Annotated in this window: 23 protein-coding genes; 9 read left to right on the forward strand and 14 right to left on the reverse strand. The window is 71.3% G+C overall.

Going from position 1 to position 23774, the window contains the following annotated elements; all coding sequences use genetic code 11:
* Positions 1-66: 66 nt before the first annotated feature.
* On the reverse strand, positions 67-780 hold the full coding sequence (locus tag ACFYU0_RS23340; RefSeq protein ID WP_351671589.1) for a hemolysin III family protein: 714 nt from the start codon (positions 778-780) through the stop codon (positions 67-69).
* Between the two features lie 279 nt (positions 781-1059).
* Between ACFYU0_RS23340 and ACFYU0_RS23345 the strand changes: the two genes are divergently transcribed.
* Positions 1060-2892 carry a phosphoenolpyruvate carboxykinase (GTP) gene (locus ACFYU0_RS23345; RefSeq protein ID WP_389303894.1) on the forward strand — a complete coding sequence of 611 codons (1833 nt, stop codon included), beginning with the start codon at positions 1060-1062 and terminating at the stop codon, positions 2890-2892.
* Positions 2893-3217: 325 nt separating this feature from the next.
* Here the strand turns inward: ACFYU0_RS23345 and ACFYU0_RS23350 are convergent, their stop codons facing one another.
* Positions 3218-3637 carry a hypothetical protein gene (locus tag ACFYU0_RS23350; RefSeq protein ID WP_351671594.1) on the reverse strand — a complete coding sequence of 140 codons (420 nt, stop codon included), beginning with the start codon at positions 3635-3637 and terminating at the stop codon, positions 3218-3220.
* A gap of 305 nt (positions 3638-3942) precedes the next feature.
* On the reverse strand, positions 3943-5154 hold the full coding sequence (locus ACFYU0_RS23355; protein ID WP_351671597.1) for a pyridoxal phosphate-dependent aminotransferase: 1212 nt from the start codon (positions 5152-5154) through the stop codon (positions 3943-3945).
* A 199-nt stretch (positions 5155-5353) separates the two neighbouring features.
* Here ACFYU0_RS23355 and ACFYU0_RS23360 point away from each other — a divergent pair, with 199 nt between their 5' ends.
* Both ACFYU0_RS23360 and ACFYU0_RS23365 read left to right on the forward strand, forming a co-directional pair.
* Positions 5354-6043, forward strand: a complete 690-nt coding sequence (locus ACFYU0_RS23360) for a hypothetical protein (protein WP_351671600.1) — start codon at positions 5354-5356, stop codon at positions 6041-6043.
* A gap of 211 nt (positions 6044-6254) precedes the next feature.
* On the forward strand, positions 6255-7088 hold the full coding sequence (locus ACFYU0_RS23365; RefSeq protein WP_389303897.1) for a serine protease: 834 nt from the start codon (positions 6255-6257) through the stop codon (positions 7086-7088).
* 46 nt (positions 7089-7134) lie between these two features.
* Here ACFYU0_RS23365 and ACFYU0_RS23370 read toward each other — a convergent pair whose 3' ends face one another.
* Positions 7135-8745 carry an amidohydrolase family protein gene (locus ACFYU0_RS23370; protein ID WP_389303899.1) on the reverse strand — a complete coding sequence of 537 codons (1611 nt, stop codon included), beginning with the start codon at positions 8743-8745 and terminating at the stop codon, positions 7135-7137.
* 8 nt (positions 8746-8753) lie between these two features.
* Complete coding sequence (locus tag ACFYU0_RS23375) at positions 8754-10031, reverse strand: amino acid deaminase (RefSeq protein WP_389303901.1); 1278 nt, start codon at positions 10029-10031, stop codon at positions 8754-8756.
* A gap of 171 nt (positions 10032-10202) precedes the next feature.
* Here ACFYU0_RS23375 and ACFYU0_RS23380 point away from each other — a divergent pair, with 171 nt between their 5' ends.
* From ACFYU0_RS23380 to ACFYU0_RS23400, 5 genes are all read left to right on the forward strand, one after another.
* A complete protein-coding gene (locus ACFYU0_RS23380; RefSeq protein WP_389304125.1) occupies positions 10203-11255 on the forward strand; it encodes a sugar kinase in 1053 nt (350 codons plus the stop codon).
* A complete protein-coding gene (locus ACFYU0_RS23385) occupies positions 11252-12016 on the forward strand; it encodes an IclR family transcriptional regulator (protein WP_143627454.1) in 765 nt (254 codons plus the stop codon). Before ACFYU0_RS23380 ends, ACFYU0_RS23385 begins: the two co-directional genes overlap by 4 nt.
* Positions 12013-12423 (forward strand): RidA family protein, encoded by a 411-nt coding sequence (locus ACFYU0_RS23390; protein WP_351671613.1) that lies wholly within the window; start codon positions 12013-12015, stop codon positions 12421-12423. Before ACFYU0_RS23385 ends, ACFYU0_RS23390 begins: the two co-directional genes overlap by 4 nt.
* 145 nt (positions 12424-12568) lie before the next feature.
* Complete coding sequence (locus ACFYU0_RS23395; protein WP_351671615.1) at positions 12569-14050, forward strand: gluconate:H+ symporter; 1482 nt, start codon at positions 12569-12571, stop codon at positions 14048-14050.
* Between the two features lie 74 nt (positions 14051-14124).
* Positions 14125-14697 (forward strand): hypothetical protein, encoded by a 573-nt coding sequence (locus ACFYU0_RS23400; protein ID WP_389303903.1) that lies wholly within the window; start codon positions 14125-14127, stop codon positions 14695-14697.
* A 58-nt stretch (positions 14698-14755) separates the two neighbouring features.
* Here the strand turns inward: ACFYU0_RS23400 and ACFYU0_RS23405 are convergent, their stop codons facing one another.
* The 4 genes from ACFYU0_RS23405 to ACFYU0_RS23420 all read right to left on the reverse strand — a co-directional run bounded on the left by ACFYU0_RS23405 (position 14756) and on the right by ACFYU0_RS23420 (position 18677).
* The gene (locus tag ACFYU0_RS23405) at positions 14756-16114 is read right to left on the reverse strand and encodes a M14 family metallopeptidase (RefSeq protein WP_389303905.1); all 1359 of its coding nucleotides are present in this window, start codon (positions 16112-16114) and stop codon (positions 14756-14758) included.
* A 239-nt stretch (positions 16115-16353) separates the two neighbouring features.
* Entirely contained in the window at positions 16354-17610 is a 1257-nt protein-coding gene (locus ACFYU0_RS23410) for a DUF1266 domain-containing protein (protein ID WP_389303907.1), read from the reverse strand.
* A gap of 12 nt (positions 17611-17622) precedes the next feature.
* Positions 17623-17823, reverse strand: coding sequence for a DUF397 domain-containing protein (locus ACFYU0_RS23415; RefSeq protein WP_389303909.1), 201 nt, complete (start codon positions 17821-17823; stop codon positions 17623-17625).
* A gap of 2 nt (positions 17824-17825) precedes the next feature.
* The gene (locus ACFYU0_RS23420) at positions 17826-18677 is read right to left on the reverse strand and encodes a helix-turn-helix domain-containing protein (RefSeq protein ID WP_389303911.1); all 852 of its coding nucleotides are present in this window, start codon (positions 18675-18677) and stop codon (positions 17826-17828) included.
* 212 nt (positions 18678-18889) lie between these two features.
* On the opposite strand from ACFYU0_RS23420, the gene ACFYU0_RS23425 reads away from it, so the two are divergent.
* Positions 18890-19297 (forward strand): ATP-binding protein, encoded by a 408-nt coding sequence (locus tag ACFYU0_RS23425; RefSeq protein ID WP_389303913.1) that lies wholly within the window; start codon positions 18890-18892, stop codon positions 19295-19297.
* 56 nt (positions 19298-19353) lie between these two features.
* On the opposite strand, the gene ACFYU0_RS23430 is transcribed toward ACFYU0_RS23425, so the two are convergent.
* From ACFYU0_RS23430 to ACFYU0_RS23450, 5 genes are all read right to left on the reverse strand, one after another.
* Positions 19354-19659: a DUF6881 domain-containing protein gene (locus ACFYU0_RS23430; RefSeq protein WP_389303915.1), complete on the reverse strand. Its 306-nt coding sequence runs from the start codon at positions 19657-19659 to the stop codon at positions 19354-19356.
* A gap of 74 nt (positions 19660-19733) precedes the next feature.
* Positions 19734-20453: a hypothetical protein gene (locus ACFYU0_RS23435; protein ID WP_351662201.1), complete on the reverse strand. Its 720-nt coding sequence runs from the start codon at positions 20451-20453 to the stop codon at positions 19734-19736.
* Positions 20450-20881 carry a hypothetical protein gene (locus ACFYU0_RS23440; protein ID WP_351662203.1) on the reverse strand — a complete coding sequence of 144 codons (432 nt, stop codon included), beginning with the start codon at positions 20879-20881 and terminating at the stop codon, positions 20450-20452. The genes ACFYU0_RS23435 and ACFYU0_RS23440 overlap by 4 nt, the downstream gene beginning before the upstream one ends.
* A gap of 149 nt (positions 20882-21030) precedes the next feature.
* Positions 21031-21906, reverse strand: a complete 876-nt coding sequence (locus ACFYU0_RS23445) for a hypothetical protein (RefSeq protein ID WP_389303917.1) — start codon at positions 21904-21906, stop codon at positions 21031-21033.
* A 67-nt stretch (positions 21907-21973) separates the two neighbouring features.
* Entirely contained in the window at positions 21974-23689 is a 1716-nt protein-coding gene (locus ACFYU0_RS23450; RefSeq protein WP_389303919.1) for a chitinase, read from the reverse strand.
* Between the last annotated feature and the right edge of the window lie 85 nt (positions 23690-23774).

Genomic DNA, 23774 nt, shown 5'->3' on the forward strand with positions numbered 1-23774 from the left:
ATTGTCCGGCACCGCGGCCCGGAGGCGACCGTCCCCGGCGGCGGGCGGGCGCAGGCGCCCGGGCGCCTACGCGTGCTGGTACGCGACCAGCGAGATGCCGACGTAGTGGACGACGAAGGCGGCGAGGGTGAGGGAGTGGAATACCTCGTGGAAGCCGAACCAGCGCGGTGAGGGGTTCGGCCGCTTGATGCCGTAGACCACGCCCCCGGCGCTGTACAGCAGGCCGCCGACGACGACCAGCACCAGGACGGCGATGCCGCCGCTGCGCATGAAGTCGGGCAGGAAGAAGACCGCCGCCCAGCCCATCGCGATGTAGCAGGGCGTGTACAGCCAGCGCGGGGCGCCGACCCAGAAGACGCGGAAGAGGATGCCCGCGGCGGCAGCGGTCCAGATGCCCCACAGCAGCCACTGACCCTTGGCGCCGGGCAGGAGCAGCATGGTCAGCGGTGTGTAGGTGCCCGCGATGATCAGGAAGATGTTGGCGTGGTCCAGCCGGCGCAGGACGCCGTCCATCCGCGGGCTCCAGTTGCCCCGGTGGTAGAGCGCGCTGACGCCGAAGAGCAGGCAGGCCGTCAGGGCGTAGACGCCGCACGCGATCCGGCCTCTGCTGGAGTCGGCGAGGGCGGTGAGCACGAGCCCCGCGACGAGCGCGGCGGGGAACATTCCGAGGTGCAGCCAGCCGCGCAGCCTGGGCTTGACCGGGTGCGGCAGGGTGAGCGCCACGGGACCGCGGCCGGCGGCCGGCGTGTCGTTGGGCGCGTCGGGGACGGGCGCAGTCATGCCCGGCATGGTACCTACGGCCCCGTAAGTCGCCTGTCAGCGCACCCCCAAGAGGGCCCCAACGCAAAAAGTCCTTCTGTCGAACTTCATGTGGACGCAAAAAACCGCGGTAAGCGTGGCGTTCCTCACGTTGCTCACTTGTGATGCCCTCTGGACAGATGGGCACTAGAATCGGATGATCAAATGAGTGCGGTCGGCACCGGATGAGCGGCTACGAAGCGTCCGGGTCGAGGCCCCCACGGGGCGACAAGACAAAAAATCCCTCATTTAGGAGCAATCGTGGCGCGCGACATCGCGGCTCCCACCGGCGTCCCCACCAACCACCAGGAACTGATCTCGTGGGTCAACGAGATCGTCGAACTGACGCAGCCGGACAGCGTGGTCTGGTGTGACGGATCCGAGGCCGAGTACGAGCGGCTGTGCGAGGAGCTCGTCCAGAAGGGCACCTTCCGCAAGCTCGACCCGATCAAGCGCCCCAACTCCTACTACGCGGCCTCCGACCCCACCGACGTCGCACGCGTCGAGGACCGGACCTTCATCTGCTCCGCCAAGGAGGAGGACGCCGGCCCGACCAACCACTGGAAGGCCCCGGACGAGATGCGGGAGATCTTCCAGGGCTCCGGCGGCGAGGGCGGCGTCTTCCGCGGCTCGATGAGGGGCCGGACGATGTACGTCGTCCCGTTCTGCATGGGCCCGCTGGGCTCGCCGCTCTCCGCGATCGGCGTCGAGATCACCGACTCCGCCTACGTCGCGGTCTCCATGCGCACCATGACCCGCATGGGACAGCCGGTCCTCGACGAGCTCGGCGACAGCGGCTTCTTCGTCAAGGCCGTGCACACCGTCGGCGCCCCGCTGGAGGAGGGCCAGGAGGACGTCCCCTGGCCGTGCAACTCCACCAAGTACATCTCCCACTTCCCCGAGGACCGCGAGATCTGGTCCTACGGCTCCGGCTACGGCGGCAACGCCCTGCTCGGCAAGAAGTGCTACGCGCTGCGCATCGCCTCCGTCATGGCCCGCGACGAGGGCTGGCTGGCCGAGCACATGCTGATCCTCAAGCTCACCCCGCCGCAGGGTGAGTCCAAGTACGTCGCCGCCGCCTTCCCGAGCGCCTGCGGCAAGACCAACCTCGCCATGCTGGAGCCGACGGTCTCCGGCTGGACCGTGGAGACCATCGGCGACGACATCGCCTGGATGCGCTTCGGCGAGGACGGCCGGCTGTACGCGATCAACCCCGAGGCCGGCTTCTTCGGCGTCGCCCCCGGCACCGGCGAGCACACCAACGCCAACGCGATGAAGACGCTGTGGGGCAACTCGGTCTTCACCAACGTGGCGCTAACGGACGACAACGACGTGTGGTGGGAGGGGATGACGGAGGAGACCCCGGCCCACCTCACCGACTGGAAGGGCAACTCCTGGACGCCCGAGTCCGGTACGCCCGCCGCCCACCCCAACGCCCGCTTCACCACCCCGGCCTCGCAGTGCCCGATCATCGCGCCGGAGTGGGAGGACCCCAAGGGCGTGCCGATCTCGGCGATCCTCTTCGGCGGCCGCCGGGCCAGCGCGGTGCCGCTGGTGACGGAGTCCTTCGACTGGAACCACGGTGTCTTCCTGGGCGCCAACGTGGCCTCCGAGAAGACGGCCGCCGCCGAGGGCAAGGTCGGCGAGCTGCGCCGCGACCCGTTCGCCATGCTGCCGTTCTGCGGCTACAACATGGGCGACTACATGGGTCACTGGGTCGACGTGGCCAAGGACAAGGACCAGTCCAAGCTCCCGAAGATCTACTACGTCAACTGGTTCCGCAAGAACGACGAGGGCAAGTTCGTCTGGCCGGGCTTCGGCGAGAACAGCCGCGTCCTGAAGTGGATCGTGGACCGGCTGGACGGCAGGGCCGAGGGCGTCGAGACCCCCATCGGCATCCTGCCGACCAAGGAGGCGCTGGACACCGACGGCCTCGACCTGTCCGACTCCGACCTGGACTTCCTGCTCACGGTCGACAAGGAGGTCTGGCGCGAGGAGGCCGCCCTGGTCCCCGACCACCTCAACACCTTCGGCGACCACACCCCGAAGGAGCTGTGGGACCAGTACCACGCGCTGGTGCGGCGCCTGGGTTGAGACCCGCACCCCATGACTCCACGGCCGGTCCGGATGCCCTGACCAGCGATCGTCACGGCCGGCCGTGGTGACAACCCCGACGGGGCCCCGCACAAAGGCGTGCGGGGCCCCGTCGCGCGTCCTCTCGCCGCCCGTTCACGGCGCCTGCCGGCATCCCACCGGCACCGGTGGAGCGCCCGATCAAGCGGGTAGGGGCGCAGTGGGCGCGACGGCGCCGGCGACGGCGGACGTCCGCCGCTGAGTGCGACCGGATGTGTGGCACCCGGTCCGCGCGTCGCTGCAGGATGCGCGCGGACCGGGGCCGATCGGGGGACCCCGGGCGGGGTCAGCGGGCCGGGCTGAGCTCCCTCGGCCCGGCCAGGGCGGCGGCGTGCGCGTCCATCCGCTCGGCGGACAGGATCGCGGCCGCCGTGTCGGCGCGGGAGGCGGCGACCACCAGGGCGCGGCCCGCGAGGGCGTGCGCCCGGCGGTGCAGGCCCGCCGGCTCACCGGCGGCGGTGGGCTGGGCGCGCAGCGGCGCGCCGCCGCCGCGCAGCCGGGTCACCTGGGCCGCGAGCCGCTCGGCGGCCGCGTCCAGAGCGGCGGAGGGGGTCAGGGCCCGCAGTTCGTCCGTGACGGCGAGCAGGGCCGCGAGATGCCCGGCGAGCTGGATGTCCAGCTCCTCCTCGCGCGAGCGGTGCGGGAAGTCGGAAGGATCGCCGGCCATCGTGCTGTGGACCGACTTGGTGCGGATCGGTTCGTACATGGGGATGGCCTCCTGTGCTCTGACAGGAAGCCATCCTAGCTTGGATTTCGTCTAAAGTTGAGTCGGGTCACGGATCGCGGCCCTCCGGCTACCGTCGGCAGGGACCGCGGGCGCTCCGGCGACGGGCGCTAGGCCGTGTCCGCAAAGTCGCGTCTGCGTCACGACGCCCGGCACGCACTCTCGCCGCACCGGCCGAAAGCCCGAGTACACCCAGTACGAGGGCATCCGACCGGCACGCCGAGAGCACGCACCGGACGCCGCGACGCCCGCCCTGCGGGCGAACGACGCGACTTTGCGGACACGACCTAGGGCTGGCCGTAGCCGTCCAGGAAGGTTCCGATCCGGGTCACCGCGTCCCGGAGGTCGCCGGCGCTGGGCAGCGTCACCACCCGGAAGTGGTCCGGCTCGGGCCAGTTGAACCCGGTGCCCTGGACGACCATGATCTTCTCCTGGCGCAGCAGGTCCAGCACCATCCGCCGGTCGTCCTTGATCTTGAAGACCTGCGGGTCCAGGCGCGGGAACAGGTACAGCGCGCCCTTGGGGCGGACGCAGCTCACGCCCGGGATCTGGGTCAGCAGCTCGTAGGCGACGTCCATCTGCTCCTTGAGCCGGCCGCCCGGCAGCACCAGCTCGTTGATCGTCTGCCGGCCGCTGAGCGCGGCCACGACCCCGTGCTGGCCCGGCATGTTCGCGCACAGGCGCATGTTCGCCAGGATCGTCAGGCCCTCGATGTAGGAGTCGGCGTGGGCGCGCGGGCCCGAGATCGACATCCAGCCGACGCGGTAGCCGGCCACCCGGTAGGCCTTGGACATGCCGTTGAAGGTGAGGGTCAGCAGATCGGGGGCGACCTTGGCGGTCGGGGTGTGCGTGGCGCCGTCGTAGAGGATCTTGTCGTAGATCTCGTCCGAGCAGACCAGCAGGTTGTGCCGGCGGGCGATGTCGGTCAGGCCCTTGAGCACCGCCTCGTCGTACACCGCGCCCGTGGGGTTGTTCGGGTTGATGATGACGATCGCCTTGGTGCGGTCGGTGACCTTGCGCTCGACGTCGGCGAGGTCGGGCATCCAGTCGGACTGCTCGTCGCAGCGGTAGTGCACGGCGGTGCCGCCGGACAGGGACACGGCCGCCGTCCACAGCGGGTAGTCCGGGGCCGGGACGAGCACCTCGTCGCCGTCGTCCAGCAGGCCCTGCATCGCCATCACGATCAGCTCGGAGACGCCGTTGCCGATGTAGACGTGCTCGACGTCCGTCTCGATGCCGATGGTCTGGTTGTGCATGACGACCGCACGCCGGGCGGCCAGCAGGCCCTTGGCGTCGCCGTAGCCGTGCGCGCCGGAGACGTTGCGCAGGATGTCCTCGAGGATCTCCGGCGGGCACTCGAAGCCGAAGGCGGCCGGATTGCCCGTGTTGAGCTTCAGGATGCGGTGCCCGGCCGCCTCCAGGCGCATCGCCTCCTCGAGAACCGGACCCCGGATCTCGTAACAGACGTTGGCGAGCTTGGTCGACTGGATCACCTGCATGTCCGTGAGCTTACGACCCGGTAACGGCTCATGGGTGGTGTCTTCCGCCACTTGAGACGGTGTGGTTTGCCTTGTTATCGGCGGTAGCTGTCTCAGGAGTCGCTCGCGTCCCTAGAATGCGCCGGTGCGCCGAGGCCGCTGACGTGCCCGGTGCGGCAGGGGACGGCGCGAAGACGGGCCGGGCAAGGGGAGGGCGGGGTTGTACGAGGCGCACGGTGGCGGCGGCGAACCGGAGGTTCAGCCGAACGTGTACCACCCGCAGACGGCCGCGGCCCCCTCGTACGAGGAGTACGCCGACCCCGCCGCCGCCCACGGCTGGCAGAACGCCTACGACGAGACCCGCGAGCTGCCCGCCGTCGCCGGACCGCCCGGACCCGCCGGGCCCTCCGCCCCCGTGGCGGGCCGCGTGGACGGCGGCCGCCGCGACCGGCGGCGCAAGCGGCGGGCGCCCGCCCGCCGCCGGACGGCGGTCGTCGCCGGCGGCCTCGGCGCGGCCGGCGCGGTGGCGTTGATCGCGGTGCTCGCCTGGCCTGACGGCGGCCCGTCCGGCCCCCGCCCGGCGGGCGACGGGCCCGCCCGTGTCCCCGGCGCCGCGACCACCCCCGCGGACTCCTCCGGCCCCGCGTCGAGCGCGCCCGGCGCCGGGTCCGGCCTTCCCGCGACGCCGTCGTCCACCGCGCCCGCCGCCGACGGTCCGGCGGCCACCGGCGCCGCCCGTCCCACGGCATCCGCCACGTCCGCCGCGCCCGGCTCTCCGGCCGCCACGGCCTCCGCCGTCCCCGCCAGCCCCACGCCCGCGCCCTCGTCCGCCACGCCGACGGAGTCCGGCTGGGGCACCCCGGGCGGCGGCCGGGGACACGGCCACGGCGCGACCAAGCGCCCCCGGTAGCGGGAGACGGCCGTAACGCGCCGTCAAGTGGGTAGGGGTGGCAGGTGAGTTGCGGCCCGCCGTCCGACAAACGTGCGCGTATACCCCGAGCGGTCATGTCGTCGCATACAACTGCTTGCCCCCGCACGCCCCTCTCATGAGAATGCTCATGACAAGACGCAAGGCGGCCGGAAGATCTCCGGTCGCCCAAGTCGTAAGAGGGGACCCCCACATGAACAAGCCTCTCCTGGCCGCGCTCTCCTCCCTGGCCATCGCCGGGCTGGGCGCGACCCCGGCGGTCGCCGCACCGCAGGCCAAGGCGGCCGACGCGGTGACCGTCAACTTCGCCGGGACCGTCTCGCTCAGCAACTGCTCCGGCTCGGTCATCCGCTTCCCCAACTCCGCGGACACCGACCCGGCGCTCGTGCTGACCAACGGCCACTGCCTGGAGACCGGCTTCCCGGCGCCCGGCCAGGTCATCACCGGCCAGTCCTCCAGCCGCAGCTTCGGTCTGCTGAACTCCTCCGGCAGCAAGGTCGCCACGCTCCGCGCCAACCAGGTCGTCTACTCGACCATGACGGACACCGACGTCACGATCTACCGCACCACCACCACCTACGCGGCCATCAAGAGCTCGTACGGCATCAGCCCGCTCACCATGCAGGACACCCACCCGGTCGCGGGCACCGCCATCAAGGTCGTCTCCGGCTACTGGAAGCGGATCTACAGCTGCAACATCGACGGCTTCGTGTACCGCCTGAAGGAGGGCGACTGGACCTGGAAGGACTCGGTCCGCTACACCTCCGCGTGCAACACCATCGGCGGCACCTCGGGTTCGCCGGTGATCGACACCGCAACCGGCAAGGTCGTCGCCGTCAACAACACGGGCAACGAGGACGGCCAGCGCTGCACCGAGAACAACCCGTGCGAGGTCGACCAGAGCGGCAACGTCACCGTCCGCCAGGGCATCAACTACGCCGAGGAGACCTACAACATCCCGGCCTGCTTCACCACCGGCAACAAGCTGAACCTGAGCGCGTCCGGCTGCACCCTGCCCAAGCCGTAGCGTCCGCCGCCACGGCCCCCGTCCGGGCCGTGGCGGGCCCGGGCGGTCACACCGGTGTCCGGCGGACCGCCCGGCCCGCCAGCACGTCCGTGCGGCGGCCGTCCTCGATCGCGAGCCGGCCGTCGACCAGCACGTACGGAATCCCGGCCGGGAGCACGCGGGGCTCGGCGAAGGTGGCGCCGGAGGCGACGGTGTCCGGGTCGAACAGCACCAGGTCGGCCCGGTAGCCCTCGCGCACCAGACCCCGGTCCGGCAGCCGCAACCGGGCCGCGGGCCGCGCGGTGAGATGGGCGACGCACTCCTCCAGCGTCAGCACGCCCGCCTCCCGCACGTAGCTCCCGAGGTAGCGGGGGAACGTGCCGTAGGCCCGCGGATGCGGCTTCGCGCCCCGCAGGATGCCGTCGGAGCCGCCGGTGTGGGCGCGGTGCCGCATGATCGCGCGGACGTTCTCCTCGTGGCCGACGTGCTGCAGGATCGTCGTGCCGAGCCGGTCCTCGACCAGCAGCCGGCGGGCGGTCGTCCAGGGGTCCTCGCCGCGTGCGTCCGCCGACTCCCGCACGGTCCGCCCGACATGGTCCGCCAGAGCCGGGGCGGTCACCCCGGAGATCTCGATCGTGTCCCACTCCACCGGCACGCCGTGGCAGCCGTCCGAGCCGGTGACCTCCAGGTCGTGCCGGACGCGCTCGGCGGTCGCCGGGTCGGCGAGCCGGGTCAGGATCCCCTCCGGTCCGCCCTCGCCCGCCCAGCTCGGCAGCAGCGCGGCGAGGGTGGTGCAGCCGGGGGTGTACGGATAGCTGTCCAGGGTGATGTCGGCGCCGGCGTCCAGCGCCCGGTCGAGCAGGGCGAGGAGTTCGGGCGCGCGCCCCTCGTTCACGCCGAAGTTCATCGTCGCGTGGGCCAGGTGCAGCGGGCACCCCGCCTTCCGGGTCAGCTCCACCATCTCGGCGTACGCCTCCAGGGCGCCGGCGCCGTAGGACCGGTGGTGCGGGCAGTAGTAGCCGCCGTACGAGGCCACCACCCGGCACAGCTCGGTCAGTTCGGCGTCGTCGGCGTACATGCCGGGCGTGTAGGTGAGCCCGGAGGACAGGCCGACCGCGCCCTGCTCCAGGCCCTCCGCCACCAGCCGCCGCATCCGGTCCAGCTCCGCGCCGGTCGCCGGGCGGTCCTCCCAGCCGACGGCCATCGCGCGGACCGTGCCCTGCGGGACCAGGTAGGCCGCGTTCACGGCGATCCCGCGGTCGAGGCGGTCCAGGTACTCGCCGACCGTGCGCCAGTCGAGGTCGACGTCGTCGCCGTACCCGTTCCAGCCGGTGATCGCGCGGCGGACCTCGGCCAGCGTGCGGTCGTCCACCGGCGCGTACGACAGCCCGTCCTGCCCGACGACCTCGAGCGTCACGCCCTGGGCGAGCTTCGCGCTGTGGTCCGGGTCGCGCAGCAGGGCCAGGTCGGAGTGGGCGTGCATGTCGATGAAGCCGGGGGACAGGACGAGCCCCTCCGCGTCCAGCTCCCGCCGCGCCCGGGGCCGTTGGCAGCCCGCCGCCGCGGCCTCCTTGACGATGGAGACGATCCGGCCGCCGTCGACCACCACGTCGGCCCGGTAGGAGTCGGCGCCGCTGCCGTCGACGACGTCCGCGTCCCGGATGACCAGCTCCTCCACGGTGCCTCCTAGAAGAACGTGCGGATGTAGTCGACGACCGTTCCGTCCGCCTCGGCCAGCGGGATGAGCTGCCACTTGTCGAAGGACGTGCAGGGGTGGGACAGGCCGAAGCCGACCCAGTCGCCGACCTCCAGGTCCGCCTCCCCGGTGGTGCGCAGCCAGGCGTGCTGGTCGGACAGGCCCGTCACGGTGATCCCGTCGGCCGGGTGCTCGACGCCGTCCCGGCGCACCACCTGGGCCTCGGGCAGGTCCAGGTCGTGCGCCGCGTCCCGCTTGCCCGCGTTGACGAAGGCCTGCTCGGACGAGGGCCGGGACACGACCTGCGCCCACAGCCGGAACGCGGGCTCCAGCGCGCCCTCCTGGGGGACCCGGGTGAACGGGGTGAGCCTGCGGTAGTGCCCGTCGTCGTGCGAGACGTAGGCGCCCGAGCGCAGCAGCTTGAGCACGGGCGCGGACAGTTCGGGGATCTCCGCGAACACCTCGGCCACCGCGTCGAACCACGCGCTGCCGCCGGCGCTCACCACGATCTCGTCCACCCCGGCGAACCGGCCGCTCTTGTCGAAGTCGGCGGCCAGTGCCGTCAGCCGCCGCAGATAGGCCGTCACCCGCGCGGTGTCGGCCCGCGGCACCTCGCCCTCGTACCCCGCGACCCCGACCAGCCGGAGCGTCGGTACGACGGCCACGGCGTCGGCGACGGCCGCGCACTCCGCCTCCGTGCGCACCCCGGTACGGGCGCCCTCGCCCGCGGCCAGCTCCACCACGACGTCCACCGGGCGGACGGCGCCGCGCAGGGCCGCGTCCATCAGCTCGACCCCGCGCACCGAGTCGACGTAGCAGACGAGACGGAACGCCGGGTCGGCCGCCAGCTCGGCGGCGACGCGGCGCAGTGCGGCCGGATCCACCAGCTCGTTGGCCAGGAAGATCCGCTCGACGCCGAACGCCCGGGCCACCCACACCTGGTGCGGCACCGCGAGGGTGATGCCCCAGGCGCCGTGCTCGATCTGCCGCTGGAAGAGCCGCGGGGCCATCGAGGTCTTGCCGTGCGGCGCGAAGGCGAGGCCGTGCCGCTCGGCGTAGGCCTCCATGAGCGCCAGGTTGTGCTCCAGCCGCTCGGCGGAGAGGGCGAGGACGGGCGTGCTGAACCCGCCCGTGAAGAGGTTGCGGCGCTGGGCGGCCAGCTCGGCGACGGTCAGGCCCTCGGCGTCCGGCGGGAGGCCCTTGAAGCGGTGGTCCACCCGTTCCTCGGCGAGGCGGGCGAGCGCTTCGGTGCCGGTTTCGCGGGGCATGTGACCCTCCTGATCCGGTGCGTTGCATCATATGCAACGCCCATTGCGTATGTCGCTCACTGCTGTCTAGCATCTCGGCCGACACAGGGTCAACGAAAGCCGCTCACCCTCAGGACGACGAGGAGCCCCACCATCGTGAACGTCGTGGATGTCGTCACGCTCGGCGAGTCCATGGTCACCTTCCTGCCCACCCGGCCAGGCCGCCTCGCCGACGTCCCCTCCTTCGAACGGGGCATCGGCGGCGCGGAGTCCAACGTGGCCTGCGTACTGGCCGCCCTCGGCCACTCCACGCGGTGGGTGAGCCGGGTCGGCGCGGACGGCTTCGGCAGCCACCTGGTGGAGCGGATCGCGGGCTACGGCGTCGACGTCGCCGCCGTCCGCACCGACCCGGCCCGCCCCACCGGCGTCTACTTCCGCACGGCGGCCGACCGGGCCGCCGCCGACCACGAGGTGGCCTACTACCGGGCCGGCTCGGCGGCCTCCGCGATGTCCGCGGCCAACACGGACCTCACGGCGGTCCGCGCCGGCCGCGTGCTCCACCTGTCGGGCATCACGGCGGCGCTGTCCGCGCAGTGCCTGGACCTCGTACGGCACCTCTCCCGGCCGACCGCCGGGCGCCCCCTGCTCTCCTTCGACGTGAACCACCGCCCGGGCCTGTGGACCCGCGCCGACGGAGCCGAGGTGCTGCTGGAACTGGCCCGGGCCGCCGACGTCGTCTTCGTGGGCGAGGACGAGGCGGAGCACACCTGGGGCGTCACGGGCGGCCCGGCCGCGATCCGCGCCCTGCTCCCCGAACCCGCGCTGCTGGTCGTCAAGCAGGCCGCCCAGGGCGCGACGGCGTTCGCGCACGGCGACGCCGAGCAGCCCCTCCGTCCGGACGGCGGGGCTCCCGCGACCGGCCGCGCTCCACGGCCCGCCGCGGCCCCGCCCGTCCGCGAACCGGCCCCGCACGTGGACGTCGTCGCGCCCGTCGGCGCGGGCGACGCGTTCGCCGCCGGCTTCCTCTCCGCCACCCTGCGCGGCCTGCCGCTGAAGCACCGCCTCCGCCACGGCCACCTCATGGCGGCCGCCGCCCTCACCACCCCCGCCGACCTCGCCGCCCCACCCGCCCGCGACCACGCCGACCGCCTGGCCGCCCTGGACGACGAGGCATGGGGGAGACTTCGACTCGGCCCCGGCTGGACCCGGACCGACCGGGCCCAGGAGGAGGCGAACACCCCATGAGCCAGACCGTCGACCGCGCCCTCAGCATCCTGCCGCTGCTCGCCGAGGGCCCCGCCGACCTCGGCCAGGTGGCCGACCGCCTCGGCGTGCACAAATCGACCGCGCTGCGCCTCCTGCGCACCCTGCACGAGCACGGCCTGGTCTACCGCCAGTCCGACCAGCGCTACCGGCTCGGCGCGCGCCTCTTCGCCCTCGCCCAGGAGGCGATGGAGAACCTCGACATCCGCGAGATCGCCCACCCCCACCTCGTCCGGCTCAACGAGGCCTGCGGCCACACCGTGCACCTCGCCGTCCACGAGGAGAACGAGGTCCTCTACATCGACAAGGTGGAGAGCCGCTACCCGGTCCGGATGTACTCGCGCATCGGCAAGCCCGTGGCGATCACGGTCGCGGCCGTGGCGAAACTCCTCCTCGCCGACCTCCCCGAACCCGAGCGCCGCGCTCTCGCGGACCAGCTCGACTACCCCCTCTACACGCCCCGCTCCACCCCCAACGCCGCAGCGTTCCTGCGCGAGTTGGAGCAGGTGCGCGAACAGGGCTGGGCCACCGACCTCGGTGGCCACGAGGAGTCCATCAACTGCGTCGCGGCCCCCGTCCGCGGCGCCGACGGCCGGGTGGTCGCCGCCATGTCGGTGTCCGCGCCGAACGTCGTCGTCACCGCCGAGGAACTCCTCACCCTGCTCCCGCAGGTGCGCCGTACCGCGGACGCCATCAGCGGCGAGTACTCCGGAAGAACGCCAGTGAAGGGCACCCCCGTATGACCGAGAAGACCGCGCTCACCCCGAAGACCCACACCACACCGCCCGCGATGTTCTCCCACGGGGTGCGCAAGGGCAACGTCCTCCAGGTCGCCGGCCAGGTCGGCTTCCTGCCCGCCGAGGAGGGAAAGCCCCCCACGCCCGCAGGTCCGACGCTGCGCGAGCAGACCCTCCAGACCCTCGCCAACGTCAAGGCGATCCTCGAGGAGGGCGGCGCGAGCTGGGACGACGTGATGATGATCCGCGTCTACCTCACCGACGTCGACCACTTCGCGGAGATGAACGAGATCTACAACGCCTACTTCGGCGAGCAGGGCCTCACCCAGCCGCCCGCCGCCCGGACCACGGTCTACGTAGGCCTGCCGCCCGGCCTGCTCATCGAGATCGACGCCCTCGCCGTCCTGGGCTGACGGCGGCTCGCGCAGCACCCTCCCCCTCGCACCACCGGCACACGCACGGCACACGCACGGCACACGGCACGGCACCGCACCCGCGGCGCCGTGCCGCGATCCCCCCTGCCCGAAAGCAGTATGCATTCACGAAGAGGACCCCCGAATGTCCCATTCGCTCGCCGCAACCGCTCCAGCGCCCGCCGCCCCACCCCATACCGGAGGCCTGCTCCTGCTCGTCGACGGCACCGCCGGACTCCTCACCGTCGCCGCCATCGGCATAGCCCTGCTGCTCTTCCTGATCATCAAGGTCAGGCTGCAGCCGTTCGTCGCCCTGCTCGCCGTCTCCATAACCGTCGGCCTGCTCGCCGGCCTCTCGGTCACCGAACTCTTCGGCACCGTCCAGCGCTCCGACGCCGTCTCCACCATCGAGTCCGGCATGGGCGGCATCCTCGGCCACGTCGCCATCATCATCGGACTCGGCACGATGCTGGGCGCCATCCTCGAGGTCAGCGGCGGCGCCGAGGTGCTGGCATCCCGGCTGCTGCGCCTGTTCGGCGAACGCCGGGCGCCCCTCGCCATGGGGCTGACCGGCCTGATCTTCGGCATCCCGGTCTTCTTCGACGTCGGCATCTTCGTGCTCGCCCCGATCGTCTACGCGGCCGCCAAGCGCAGCGGCAGGTCGATCCTCCTGTACTGCCTGCCGCTGCTCGCCGGCCTGTCCATGACGCACGCGTTCCTGCCGCCGCACCCCGGCCCGGTCGCCGCCGCCGGACTGCTGCACGTCCAGCTCGGCTGGGTCGTCCTCATGGGCGTCGTCTGCGGCGTCCCCGCCGTCCTGGCCGCCTGGGCGTACTCCGCCTGGATCGGCAGGCGGATCTTCGTCGCCGTACCGCAGGACATGGTCGAGGCCGCGGAGGAGGCCCGGCAGGCCGTCCTCGCCGAGCAACGCGCCCAGGGCGTACGGCCGCAGGAGCAGCCGGTGCCGCTCGGCACGGTCCTCGCCATCATCGGCACGCCGCTGGTGCTGATCCTCGCCGCCACCTTCTCCTCCATCGCCCTCGACCCCTCCGCGGGCCGCTCGGTGCTGGAGTTCGTCGGCAGCCCCTTCGTCGCCCTCACCCTCGCCCTGCTGCTCGCCTACTACCTGCTCGGCATCCGGCGCGGCTGGTCCCGCAAGTCCCTGGAGACGGTGTCGACCTCCTCGCTCAAGCCGGTCGGCAACATCCTGCTGGTGGTCGGCGCGGGCGGTGTCTTCGGCGCGGTCCTCAAGGCGAGCGGGGTGGCCCAGGCGCTGTCGGACACCTTCAACGGCGTGGGCCTGCCGGTGATCGTGCTGTCGTACCTGATCTCGGTGGTGCTGCGGGTGGCCCAGGGCTCGGCCACGGTCGCCATCGTCACCACGGCCGGCATCGTGGCCCCGCTGCTGGCCGAGGGCCACCACTCCCAGGCCTTCGTCGCCCTCGTCATCATGGCCGTGTCGGCCGGTTCCATCTTCGCCTCGCACGTCAACGACGGCGGCTTCTGGATGGTCGCCAAGTACTTCGGCATCACCGAGCGGGACACGCTGCGCACCTGGACGGTGCTCGAATCGGTGCTGTCCGTCGCCGGGTTCGCGGTGGCCGGGGTGGTGAGCCTGTTTGTGTGAGTGTGACCTGGGTGAACCGATGTGAGGAGTGAGCTGACTGGTTCCGGCACAGGAATGTCGTCCATACTGCCGCCGTGGACCAGCGCATAGGATCGAGCAGCCAGCCCCTGAAGGGCGAGCCCGTCAAGGGCGCCGGTTTCGACCCGGCCTTCATCCCGGGGATCACCGCACCGGCGACGGAACCGGAACCGGCGGACGCCGGGCCGACGGCCGGGGCCGGACCCGGCACCGAGGACGCGAAGCCTGCGGCCGGGAATCGGACCGGCACCGAGGACGCGACCCCGGGGGCCCCGGAGCCCGCCGAGGCGTCCGCCGAACCGGCGGACGGCGGAATGGAGCAGGAGGAGGAGAGCGCCCCCGAGGACGGCGCTCCCGCCTTCGAGGCCTCCGACCGCCGGGCCCGGTTCGCGGCCGACCGCCGCGGCGTCCGCCTCCGTCTGGACGAGGAGGACTGCGAGTTCCGCTGGGACGAGATCGCCGCGGTCGAGACCGAGTCCGCCCGCTTCGGCAAGCGTTTCACCATCACGGTGCACACCCCGGACCGCCGCTGGTACCCGATCGAGATCGAGGCGACGTCCAGGTCCCGCTTCGCGGAGTGGGAGTCCCAGCTGGACGCGGTACTCGACGCGTACTTCGAAGAGGCCTAGGACCGCGTGACGGCGGGGGCGCCGGGAGGAACCGGCGCCCCCGTCCCACGCGATCTCCCTAGCCGCAGTACTGGGCGGCCTTGCCGATGGACCGGTACATGCAGTCGGCGTTCTCCAGCAGTTGCAGCACCGCGTCCCTGTTGCGGGAGGTCTCCCGCTCGATCACCTCGTCGGGCGGGTAGAACCCGCCGTCCCGGCTGGACGTCGGATACATCTCGAAGGTGTAGTCGAAGATCTTCTGCGTGCCCCACAGGTAGTCGTCGATCGACCCGTCGGTGATGTAGAGATCGCTCGACTGCTCCGGTGTGTACCCGTTGCTCGCGGCCATCTTCTGGCCCACGGCCTTGAACGCGGCGGCGTCGTCGGCGGTCATCCCCGTCGCCGTGTCCGAGTAGGTGTACCCGAACGGCCACAGCACCAGCTCGCTGTAGGTGTGGAAGTCGATGCCGGCCCTGATCTGCTGCCTGCCCCCGACGACCCGGCTGCGCACGAAGTCGGACACGACCTTCACCTCGGGCGCGGACTCGGCGGCCGAGCCGCGGTAGGTCTCGGACGACTTCGTCCCCGACGAGCCGCCGCAGCAGCCCCACTTGTAGTCCCAGTTCCGGTTGAGGTCGGTCCCGACGTACGAGGACCCGGAGTTGGGCTGCCGGTTCTTCCGCCACGACCGGTACGACCCGGTGGCGATGTCGTACTCGCCGCCGTCCGGGTTGAGGTCGGGGACGAGCCAGATCTCCCGGCTGTTGACGAGGTTCGTGATCCGGGAGTCGCTCCCGTACCCGGCGGCGAACTCGCGCAGCAGGTACAGGGCCATCTCCACGGTCAGGTGCTCGCGGGCGTGCTGGTGGAAGGTGAACAGCACCTCGGGCTCGTCCTCGTCGGCGCCCACGTTGTCGCTGACCTTGACGGCGACGATGTCCCGGCCCTGGTACGACTTCCCGATCACCCGCTTGCTCATGATGTCCGGGTGGGCGGCGATCCGCTGGTCGATCTCGGCGTTCGCCTCGGCGTAGTTGTGGTACTTCGAGTCGGCGCTCGGGAAGTCGTACAGCCGCTGCTCGCCGCGGGCACCGGCCCGGTCGGGCGCTGCGCCCAGCGGGGTGACGTCGTACCCGAGCCGGCGCAGCCGCCGGATCTGCTCGGGCCGCCCCGAGACGACCACGGTCTCCCCGTCGGCCTCGTCGACGGTGACGCCGCTGGCCTGGATGGCGGTGCGCGTCACGGGGTCCGTACTCCGGTGGATCTCGTACTGCCGGACGTCCTCACCGGACGCCGGGGCGGCCTTGCGGGCACTCTCGGCGGTGGCGTGCGTGGCGGTGGCCGAGACGGGGGCGGCGAGAGCGAGGGCCAGCAGCGTGCCGAGTGCGGCGGTACGCCTGCCGCCGCGCGCGCCGGAGCCGCGGATGCGAAGTCGCATGAACTCTCCTTGGGTCTCCAGGGGTTCCGGGGTCGCCGGAAGTGGGGGAGTGGAGCTGGGAGCTGGGGTGTCTCAGTGCGACGTGCGGGTGCGGACACGGGGAGCCGGTAGCTGTGTGTCCGCTGTGCGGGGTTGGCGCTCATGGTCCGGCGTTGGCATGATCAGGTCAATACGGAACCCGGGATGACGCGGGCTCCGTCCGAAACTCGCCGGAGCCGCGCGTCACGGCCTCGTCGGCCTCATCGGAAGGAGACGGTGAGCCAGGGGCTCTCGGGATCGGACATCAGCACCCGGTGCACGTCCACCATGTCCGTGTACCAGCTCCCGAATTCCTCGTCGTCGAAGTGCAGACAGCGCCCGAGGATGTATCCGGCGGCGAAGTCCCGCCACGACCTGTACGACCGCGCGGCGGCCCGGCCGGCCTGTACGACGGCGCCCTCCGCCTCCTGCAGTGAGCAGTACCGCGCCCCCAGCCCCCAGCGGGCCATCCCTGACGCCCGGCCGAAGTTCCAGGCGTCCACGGAGTTGACGTACCGGTTGCCGTCCAGGATCCCGTCGGCCCGGAAACGGGCCTCGTACCGGGTGATGCGGCCGATGAGGTGCTGCACCCCCTTGATGCGCGCCTCGGTCTCCGCCTCCGGGACGGTGGGCGTGGTGGTCACCCCGTCCGGGGTGAGGACGGTCTCCCCGCCGGCACGCGCGCGCAGCACCCGGGCCACGGTGTCCCGCCAGTAGCCGGTGTCGACATGCCCGCCGAAGTCGCGCGCGATCGCCCGCCGCACTTCGAGGGCGAACTCCCAGACGGGATTGGCGCCGTCGGGATCGAGCAGCGCCCGCTGCTGCTCCTGCCAGTCCTCCCGGCTCCCGACGCCCCACCACTCGCGCAGCAGCCGCCGCTCCGCGGTGTAGCCGTTCCCGTGGTACGCCATGGCGTTCCAGGCCAGCCCGTCCCGCACGATCAGCAGCGCTCCGCAGGCCAGTCCGCGCGCCACGGGCCCGTCCTTCGGACCGCCCACCCGCAGCGTGAGCACCCGCGCCCGGTCCAGCGGGGCCCGCTCCTGCGCGCCGTACTGGGCCCACGCGGCGGAGTGCGGCGGCGCGGAGGGCAGGAACGCCTCGCAGGGAGTCCCCGGGTTGACCACGATCATCGCCGGATCGGCCGGCGCCCACACCTGGGCGAACCACCCGAGCTTCTGCCACTCGAGCACCCGGTGCGGATCGGGCGCGGGCAGCATCCCCTCGGTGTACACGGCCCACACCCGCCCGCCGGCCACCCGTGGATCGTGCCCGAAGACGGGAATCGTCCTGCTCGGCTCCGCGTCCGCCCCGTCACGCCGGATCTCGAAGTACAGCCGGCTGTCCGCGAGGGTGTCGAAGTACGCCGCCCAGTCCTCCCGTGCCTTGGCCTCCAGCAGAGCCTGCTCGATCTCCGTCGGCGGCGTCCAGACAGGCGGCGCGGCAGCCCCGAAACCCGCGGGCGGCAGCCCGAACGACATGGTGTGCCTCTCTCAGGTCGTCCGACCCTGAGCACCCTTCAGCGCTTCCACGAAGGGAGCGAACGCCCGGGGGGCGAAGCTGAGGGTGGCTCGGGCGGGGGCTTTGGAGTCGCGGACGGCTATGCGGGTGGGGCCTTCGGCGATCTCGACGCAGGCGTCTCCCTGGCCCCCGCCCGAGAAGGACGACTTCCGCCATGTCCCGGGGGTCAGCATGCTCACAGCTCCTTAGCCAGCCGGTGGATGAAGTCACGCGACCGGTGGGGGTCGAGTGACACCGCCTCCACCCTACGGAAGAGCGTTCGGTATCTCTGAAGTTGGGCCTCGGCATCGACGAAGACCGGACCGTTGGGACCGTCGCGAACGACGGTGTCCAGCCTGGGTACGGGACCGCCCGCGTACACCATGGCGCTTCCCGCGCCGCCGAAGCCGTCGATGTCGAAGGGGACGACGCGCACTGTCACATGGTCGGCCTCGGAGAGTTCGGCAACGCGATTGAGCTGCTCGCGCGCTGCGGCTCGGTCACCGACCCTGATGCGCAGCGCCGCCTCATGGACCACCGCTGCGTAGGGAACCGGATCCGCGCGATCGATGATGACCCTGCGCTTCATCCGATGCTCCACCCAACGCTCGACGTCACCGTCCGGGAACTCCGGATTGACGTAGGCGAAGAGGGACCGGGCGTACGCGGCGGTCTGCAGAAGGCCCGGGACATGCAGGAACTCGACGTCCCAGCGGTAGCTGGCATGGTGCTCCAGCTCGGGCAAGTCCATGAAGGGCGTCGGCAGGTGGCCCCGGTAGTCCTCCCACCAGCCACGGGTCCGGTCGGTCGCCATCCCGACCAGGGCCTCGATCAGTCCCTCATCCGTGCAGGCGTACAGAGCGGCGAGACGTCGTACCCGTTCCTCGCTCACACCGGCGGTGCCTGCCTCGATCTGACTCATCTGCGCCGAGTCGGTCCCTAGCAGCGCGGCTGCCTCGCGCCCCTTGAGTCCTGCGGCTTCGCGCAGTTTCCGCAGCTCAGCGCCGAGGCGCTCTTGTCGTGCGGTGGGCTGCTGCCTGCGTGGCATGGCTTCCTCCATCGCCTCAACTGCGGTGCGGCTGTGCCTCGTTCGAGGGGTAGATTACGGCAACCACTTGCAGGGTCCCAAAATATGGCCCTACTGTCCGTAATGAAGTGAACGCGCTGCGGAAGTGCACCGCATCGTCCTGCCATGACGCCTGCGGCAATGCCACCGCACGCCCTGAACTGAACCCCTCACCTCACCGGAGTGGATGAGTCATGCCCGAAACCTGGGACTACACCCTCTACATCCCCAACGACCTCAGAGCGGTGACGATCTCCCGTCGGACGCTGCGTCTGATCCTGACGATGCACGGCCTGATCGGCATGGTCGACACGGCTGAACTCCTCGCCGCAGAGCTGGTGTGGAACGCGGTACGGCACACGAAGGGGCCGGCCGCGCTGAGGGTGCGCCGCTCGGTGGAGGGGGTGGTGTGGATCGGGGCGTGGGACACGGACCCCGGCCCACCGGAGCCGTTCCGGCCGCTGGAGGAGGTCGCCGAGCTGGGGGAGGAGGGCCGGGGCCTGGCCCTGGTCAGGGCGTGCGCGGACTTCTGGGGCTGGCAGCCGTCGGCCAGGTTCGGGAACCGGGGCAAGTACGTGTGGTGCGAACTCGCGACGGCCTGACTCGTTGAGCCCTGACAGCCCAGCGAGGTGCGCGCCGGCATGGGCGTGGGGACGATCTACCTGTAGACAGAATCTGGCCCGCGCGTTACCCATGACGCACTTCGCCACGCTTCCTCAAACGCCGCGCCTGTGATCGGCGTGGCCCGGAACTCGGGTTGACCGGCCACATCCTCGATGGCGCCTACGGGAATTTCGCTGAGGCCGATTTCCGCCGACTCGTGCAACGCGTCAGCCTTCAGCTTCCGCCCGTCGCGGTAGTGCTGCACCTTTCGGACTTCGTATCCGTCGTCACCGATCTCGTTGAACAGAGTTGTGGGCTCCGACTGGAAATCGTGCAACCAGTCGACCTTCCAGTACTCCACGATCCAGCTCTTCCTTGTCCCTGCTCGCAGAGGGGTGTCTGACTTGCGGGAGTGGTCTCAGGACTGACCGGGCACTACTGGTCCTTCGTCTCCCAGACGATCACCTTGGCCGTGCCGGCGGTGAAGACATCGCCCATGGAGGTGATCGTCAGGGCGGCGACGCGGCCGGTGCGCGTCCTGACGCACAGGACGCTCTCGGTCGCCGCCTGGGCCATGAAGCCGCCGTGGGTGGCGAGCTGATCGGCGCACTGCTTCCTGCTCGGCGTTCCGGGGCCGGGCCACGCCGCCACGTCGGGAGCGCCGGATCGATTCGTCATCAGTGCGTCGCTGCTGCTGTACAGCGCGGCGTCGTAGGAGTCGTCGGTGCTCTGGGACGGGGGGAGGGAGTCGAGGTCCACTCCCGCCATGCCGATGTTGATCTCCCCCTGCCACCGGACCGGGCCGGCGGCAGCCGCCGCTGTCGTCGGTGAGGAGACGGCGGCCTGCTCCGACGGGGAGTCCTGTGCCGGGGCGGTGACGTCGGGGCCCCTGCTCGCGATCGAGTCCGGGGGCGGTGCGGCGCCCTGCGCACTGCCCTTCCAGGGTGCGAGCGCCATGACCGCGAAGACCGCCCCTCCGACCAGCGCGGCGACGCAGACGGCCGGCAGCAGGAATCCTGATTGCCGGATGTTGATGTTGGGATTGGCGTTGAACTGCTGGCCGTTCGGCCCGACCTGCACGCCGGAAGGCCCGTGAAGGTGGTTGTGGTCGAATCTGCCGGGACCGTCCCCGCCGCCTTGTCCGAGGTCGGTCATCTGGGCGTCCCGAAGTTGTTGACCTGGTGGCCGTTGTCCCCGACCTGGACGGCCGTGTCGCCATGGAAGACATTGCCTTGCAGGGCGTTCGCGCCCTGGGCGGCGTGTTCGGGCCGGGCTGGAAGCTGGTCCAGCGCGTCCCGGAGCGACGCGGCGAAGGCCTCGTCGTGGTCGATCGCGTCCTTCAAAACGATCTGGAGCCACTGGCGGGTCTCGGGCGTAGGTTCACCGCGACCGGCCGCGGCCTCCTCGTCGAGGCGGGTCAGGGCCGTCTCCTGCCCGAGCTTCGCGCTGACCACCTCGTGCACCCGGTCCATCGCCGCGTCCAGGGCGCGGTCCGCCTCCTGGTCGGCCCGGGCCCCCACCCGGCGCGCTTTGCGAGCCGCCCATGCGAACAGGCAGCCGATCGCGATCTCCACGCCTGTCATCCCGCTCCCCCAAAAACTCCGGCTGACGACAGATCAGACCGTACTACCGGCGGGGTCGCAGACACAGGCATATGACAGAAATCGCCCGCCCTGACGGACCGCCGGCGCGGACCGATCCGAGAGCCCGACTCCGCGAGCGCTCAAGACGCTCACCAAGGCAGCGGATCGGGGCGGCGATCCCACCACCAGCCGCGCCCCGGCGCGATGCCCTGCGCGCGGGCGAGCTCTCGGCACACCTGGTCGGTGTCCTCCACCGTCATCCGCGTGAAGAGGGTGTCCAGGGGCGCAAGAGCGTTCCCGAGCAGCGCGGTAACCGACTCGGGGAGTTGGTCACTTACCTGATCCAGTTCGTCCCTCGCCTCGAGACGTTCGAGATACAGGTCGGACGGAAACCAGCCGCCCGGCGCCCAACCGGCTCCCATCTGCCCGATGAGCTTCTCCCAGGCGCCCAGTCGATTGCTCGCGCACCAGAGGGGTGTCCCCGGGCTTTTGCCCTCCTCCGGGAACATGCGCTGAACGTGCGTGGCGAAAGCGGCGCTCACAGGCGTCGCGACCCGCTGCTCGCGCACCACTTCGGCGATGTGCTCGACCGGGACGTGGGGCAGCTGAGCCACCGGGGCCTCGACCACGTCGATCGTGTAGCGGGGCCGTTCGTCGTGGGAGGAGTTCAGCCGAGCCCGCGTGATCGCCCCGTTCTCCGCCGCCAGCCAGTAAGCGCTCGGCAGGGCCTCCTCGGCCGGGAAGAGAACGGCCGAGTGCAGCAGCCGGGCGAGAGCTGAGGCCAGCTCGCGCTCGCGCGGCTGTGACCGCACGGATTCCTGGACGTGGATAGTGAGGGACGTGGACACGTCACCGCGGACCGTGGCCGTCTCGCACAGCACCAGCGCGTCCCAGTTGCGGAGGTCCTGGTCGGTGGCTTCGTCGGCGACGTCCACGTCCGTCGCGCGCACGTGTAAGCATTGCGCCAGTGCGAGCTTCGCACGGCCGGGGGTCAAGGGCTCCAGGGTGAGGAGGTCGAACGTCATGGCCGAGTATGGACACACGGAAGCCCGGGCCCCCCGGACCCGGGCTTCCGTTCAGCCGGCGCTGATGTCACGGCATCGCGTGCACATGCGCCCCCACCGCGTTCGACCACGCGTTGCCGGACGAGGCGTCCCAGTTGGTGGACCAGGTCATCGCGCCGCGCAGGTCGGGGTAGGTCCTGGAGGGCTTGAAGGTGCCGCAGCCGGTGCCCTTGGAGAGGCAGTCCAGGGCGTTGTCGACGATCGTCGGGGACACGTAGCCGCTGCCCGCGCCGCTCGTCGAGGCCGGTACGCCGAGGCCGACCTGGGACGGGGAGAGGCCGCCCTCGAGCTGGATGCAGGCGAGGGCCGTCAGGAAGTCGACCGAGCCCTGGCTGTAGACCTTGCCGTCGCAGCCCAGCATGGAACCGCTGTTGTAGTACTGCATGTTGACGACCGTGAGGATGTCCTTGATGTTCAGGGCCGTCTGGAAGTAGGAGTTGGACGTCGACTGCATGTCGATCGTCTGCGGGGCCATCGTGATGACCAGCGACGAGCCCGCCTTCGAGGACAGGGAGCGCAGCGCCTGCGTCATGTACGTGGCGTTGAGACCGTTCTCCAGGTCGATGTCGACGCCGTCGAACCCGTAGGTCTGCATCAGGGAGTAGACGGAGTTCGCGAAGTTCGCCGCCGAGGCCGAGTCGCTGACCGACACCGTGCCGTTCTGGCCGCCGATGGAGACGATGACCTTCTTGCCCGCCGCCTGCTTGGCCTTGATGTCGGCCTTGAACTGGTCGACGGTGTAGCCGCCGAGGCCCGCCGAGTCCAGGTTGAAGGAGACCGCGCCGGGCGTGGTGGTGGCGTCGGCGAAGGCGACCGCGATGATGTCGTAGGCCGACGGGACGTCGGAGATCTTCTGGACCTTCGCCCCGTTGTTGAAGTTCTGCCAGTACCCGGTCACGGCGTGCTTGGGCAGCGCACCGCCGCCGCCCCCACCCTCGCCGGTGGCCGCCGTCGTCGCCGTCACCGTGCCCGACTTCGCGGACTCACCGGCCGAGTTGGTCGCGGTGACCTGGAAGGAGTACGAGGTCGACGCGGTGAGGCCGCTGATCGTCGCCGAGGCGCCCGTCACCGCCGTCACCTTGGTGCCGTTGCGGTACACGTTGTAGCCGGTGGCGCCGGACACGGCCGACCAGGACAGGGAGACGGAGGAGGACGTCGTGCCGGAGACCGTCAGGCCGGAGGGTGCCGAGGGGACGGTGGGGGCCGGGTCGCCGCCACCGCCGCCGTCGGGGCCGTAGACGGAGATGTCGTCGGCGTAGTAGGGGGCCTGGCCGTACCAGCCGTGCGTGTACACCGTGACGGACGTCGTCGACGCGCCGGTGGTGAACGTCGTGGAGAGCTGCTTCCAGGACGCGGTGTCGGGGGTCCAGGTCGAGACGTCCGTCGTGCCCGTGCCGGTGACGCCCAGGTAGGTGTAGCCGCCCTGGACCCATCCGCTCAGCGAATAGGTGGAGTTGGGCTTCACCGCCACCGACTGGGTGCACTGGGCGTTGTCCTGGCCGGCCGGGGTCGCCTTCAGGGCCGCGGCGCCGGAGTGGACGGGGGAGGAGACCGTCGTGCCGCTGGCGGCCGTACAGGTCCAGTTGCCCAGGCCCGACTCGAATCCGGCGTTGCGGGCGTTGTTGACGTCCGCGGCCGAGGCGGGGGCCGCGGCCAGGCCCGCTGCCGCGAGGGCGAGGGCGGTGGCGGCGGACCAGGTGCCGACGCGCGTGCGGCGTCTGCGTCCGGTCCGGTCCGAGGGCATGGCTGATGCACGGTCCACAGGGGCCTCCGGTGGGGGAGTCGGTGGGGAGGGTGGAGCGGGGGACGGTGGCCACCGTTGGCGTACA

It is taken from the genome of Streptomyces sp. NPDC003720 (assembly GCF_042875075.1).
GTDB lineage: Bacteria > Actinomycetota > Actinomycetes > Streptomycetales > Streptomycetaceae > Streptomyces.

Excerpts from the sequence above, each read along its gene's own strand:
- ACFYU0_RS23340 (WP_351671589.1), bottom strand. The coding sequence starts at position 780 with ATGACTGCGCCCGTCCCCGACGCGCCCAACGACACGCCGGCCGCCGGC.
- ACFYU0_RS23350 (WP_351671594.1), bottom strand. The coding sequence starts at position 3,637 with ATGTACGAACCGATCCGCACCAAGTCGGTCCACAGCACGATGGCCGGC.
- ACFYU0_RS23355 (WP_351671597.1), bottom strand. The coding sequence starts at position 5,154 with ATGCAGGTGATCCAGTCGACCAAGCTCGCCAACGTCTGTTACGAGATC.
- ACFYU0_RS23365 (WP_389303897.1), top strand. The coding sequence starts at position 6,255 with ATGAACAAGCCTCTCCTGGCCGCGCTCTCCTCCCTGGCCATCGCCGGG.
- ACFYU0_RS23375 (WP_389303901.1), bottom strand. The coding sequence starts at position 10,031 with ATGCCCCGCGAAACCGGCACCGAAGCGCTCGCCCGCCTCGCCGAGGAA.
- ACFYU0_RS23380 (WP_389304125.1), top strand. The coding sequence starts at position 10,203 with ATGGTCACCTTCCTGCCCACCCGGCCAGGCCGCCTCGCCGACGTCCCC.
- ACFYU0_RS23385 (WP_143627454.1), top strand. The coding sequence starts at position 11,252 with ATGAGCCAGACCGTCGACCGCGCCCTCAGCATCCTGCCGCTGCTCGCC.
- ACFYU0_RS23390 (WP_351671613.1), top strand. The coding sequence starts at position 12,013 with ATGACCGAGAAGACCGCGCTCACCCCGAAGACCCACACCACACCGCCC.
- ACFYU0_RS23395 (WP_351671615.1), top strand. The coding sequence starts at position 12,569 with ATGTCCCATTCGCTCGCCGCAACCGCTCCAGCGCCCGCCGCCCCACCC.
- ACFYU0_RS23405 (WP_389303905.1), bottom strand. The coding sequence starts at position 16,114 with ATGCGACTTCGCATCCGCGGCTCCGGCGCGCGCGGCGGCAGGCGTACC.
- ACFYU0_RS23410 (WP_389303907.1), bottom strand. The coding sequence starts at position 17,610 with ATGTCGTTCGGGCTGCCGCCCGCGGGTTTCGGGGCTGCCGCGCCGCCT.
- ACFYU0_RS23415 (WP_389303909.1), bottom strand. The coding sequence starts at position 17,823 with ATGCTGACCCCCGGGACATGGCGGAAGTCGTCCTTCTCGGGCGGGGGC.
- ACFYU0_RS23420 (WP_389303911.1), bottom strand. The coding sequence starts at position 18,677 with ATGCCACGCAGGCAGCAGCCCACCGCACGACAAGAGCGCCTCGGCGCT.
- ACFYU0_RS23425 (WP_389303913.1), top strand. The coding sequence starts at position 18,890 with ATGCCCGAAACCTGGGACTACACCCTCTACATCCCCAACGACCTCAGA.
- ACFYU0_RS23435 (WP_351662201.1), bottom strand. The coding sequence starts at position 20,453 with ATGACCGACCTCGGACAAGGCGGCGGGGACGGTCCCGGCAGATTCGAC.
- ACFYU0_RS23440 (WP_351662203.1), bottom strand. The coding sequence starts at position 20,881 with ATGACAGGCGTGGAGATCGCGATCGGCTGCCTGTTCGCATGGGCGGCT.
- ACFYU0_RS23445 (WP_389303917.1), bottom strand. The coding sequence starts at position 21,906 with ATGACGTTCGACCTCCTCACCCTGGAGCCCTTGACCCCCGGCCGTGCG.
- ACFYU0_RS23450 (WP_389303919.1), bottom strand. The coding sequence starts at position 23,689 with ATGCCCTCGGACCGGACCGGACGCAGACGCCGCACGCGCGTCGGCACC.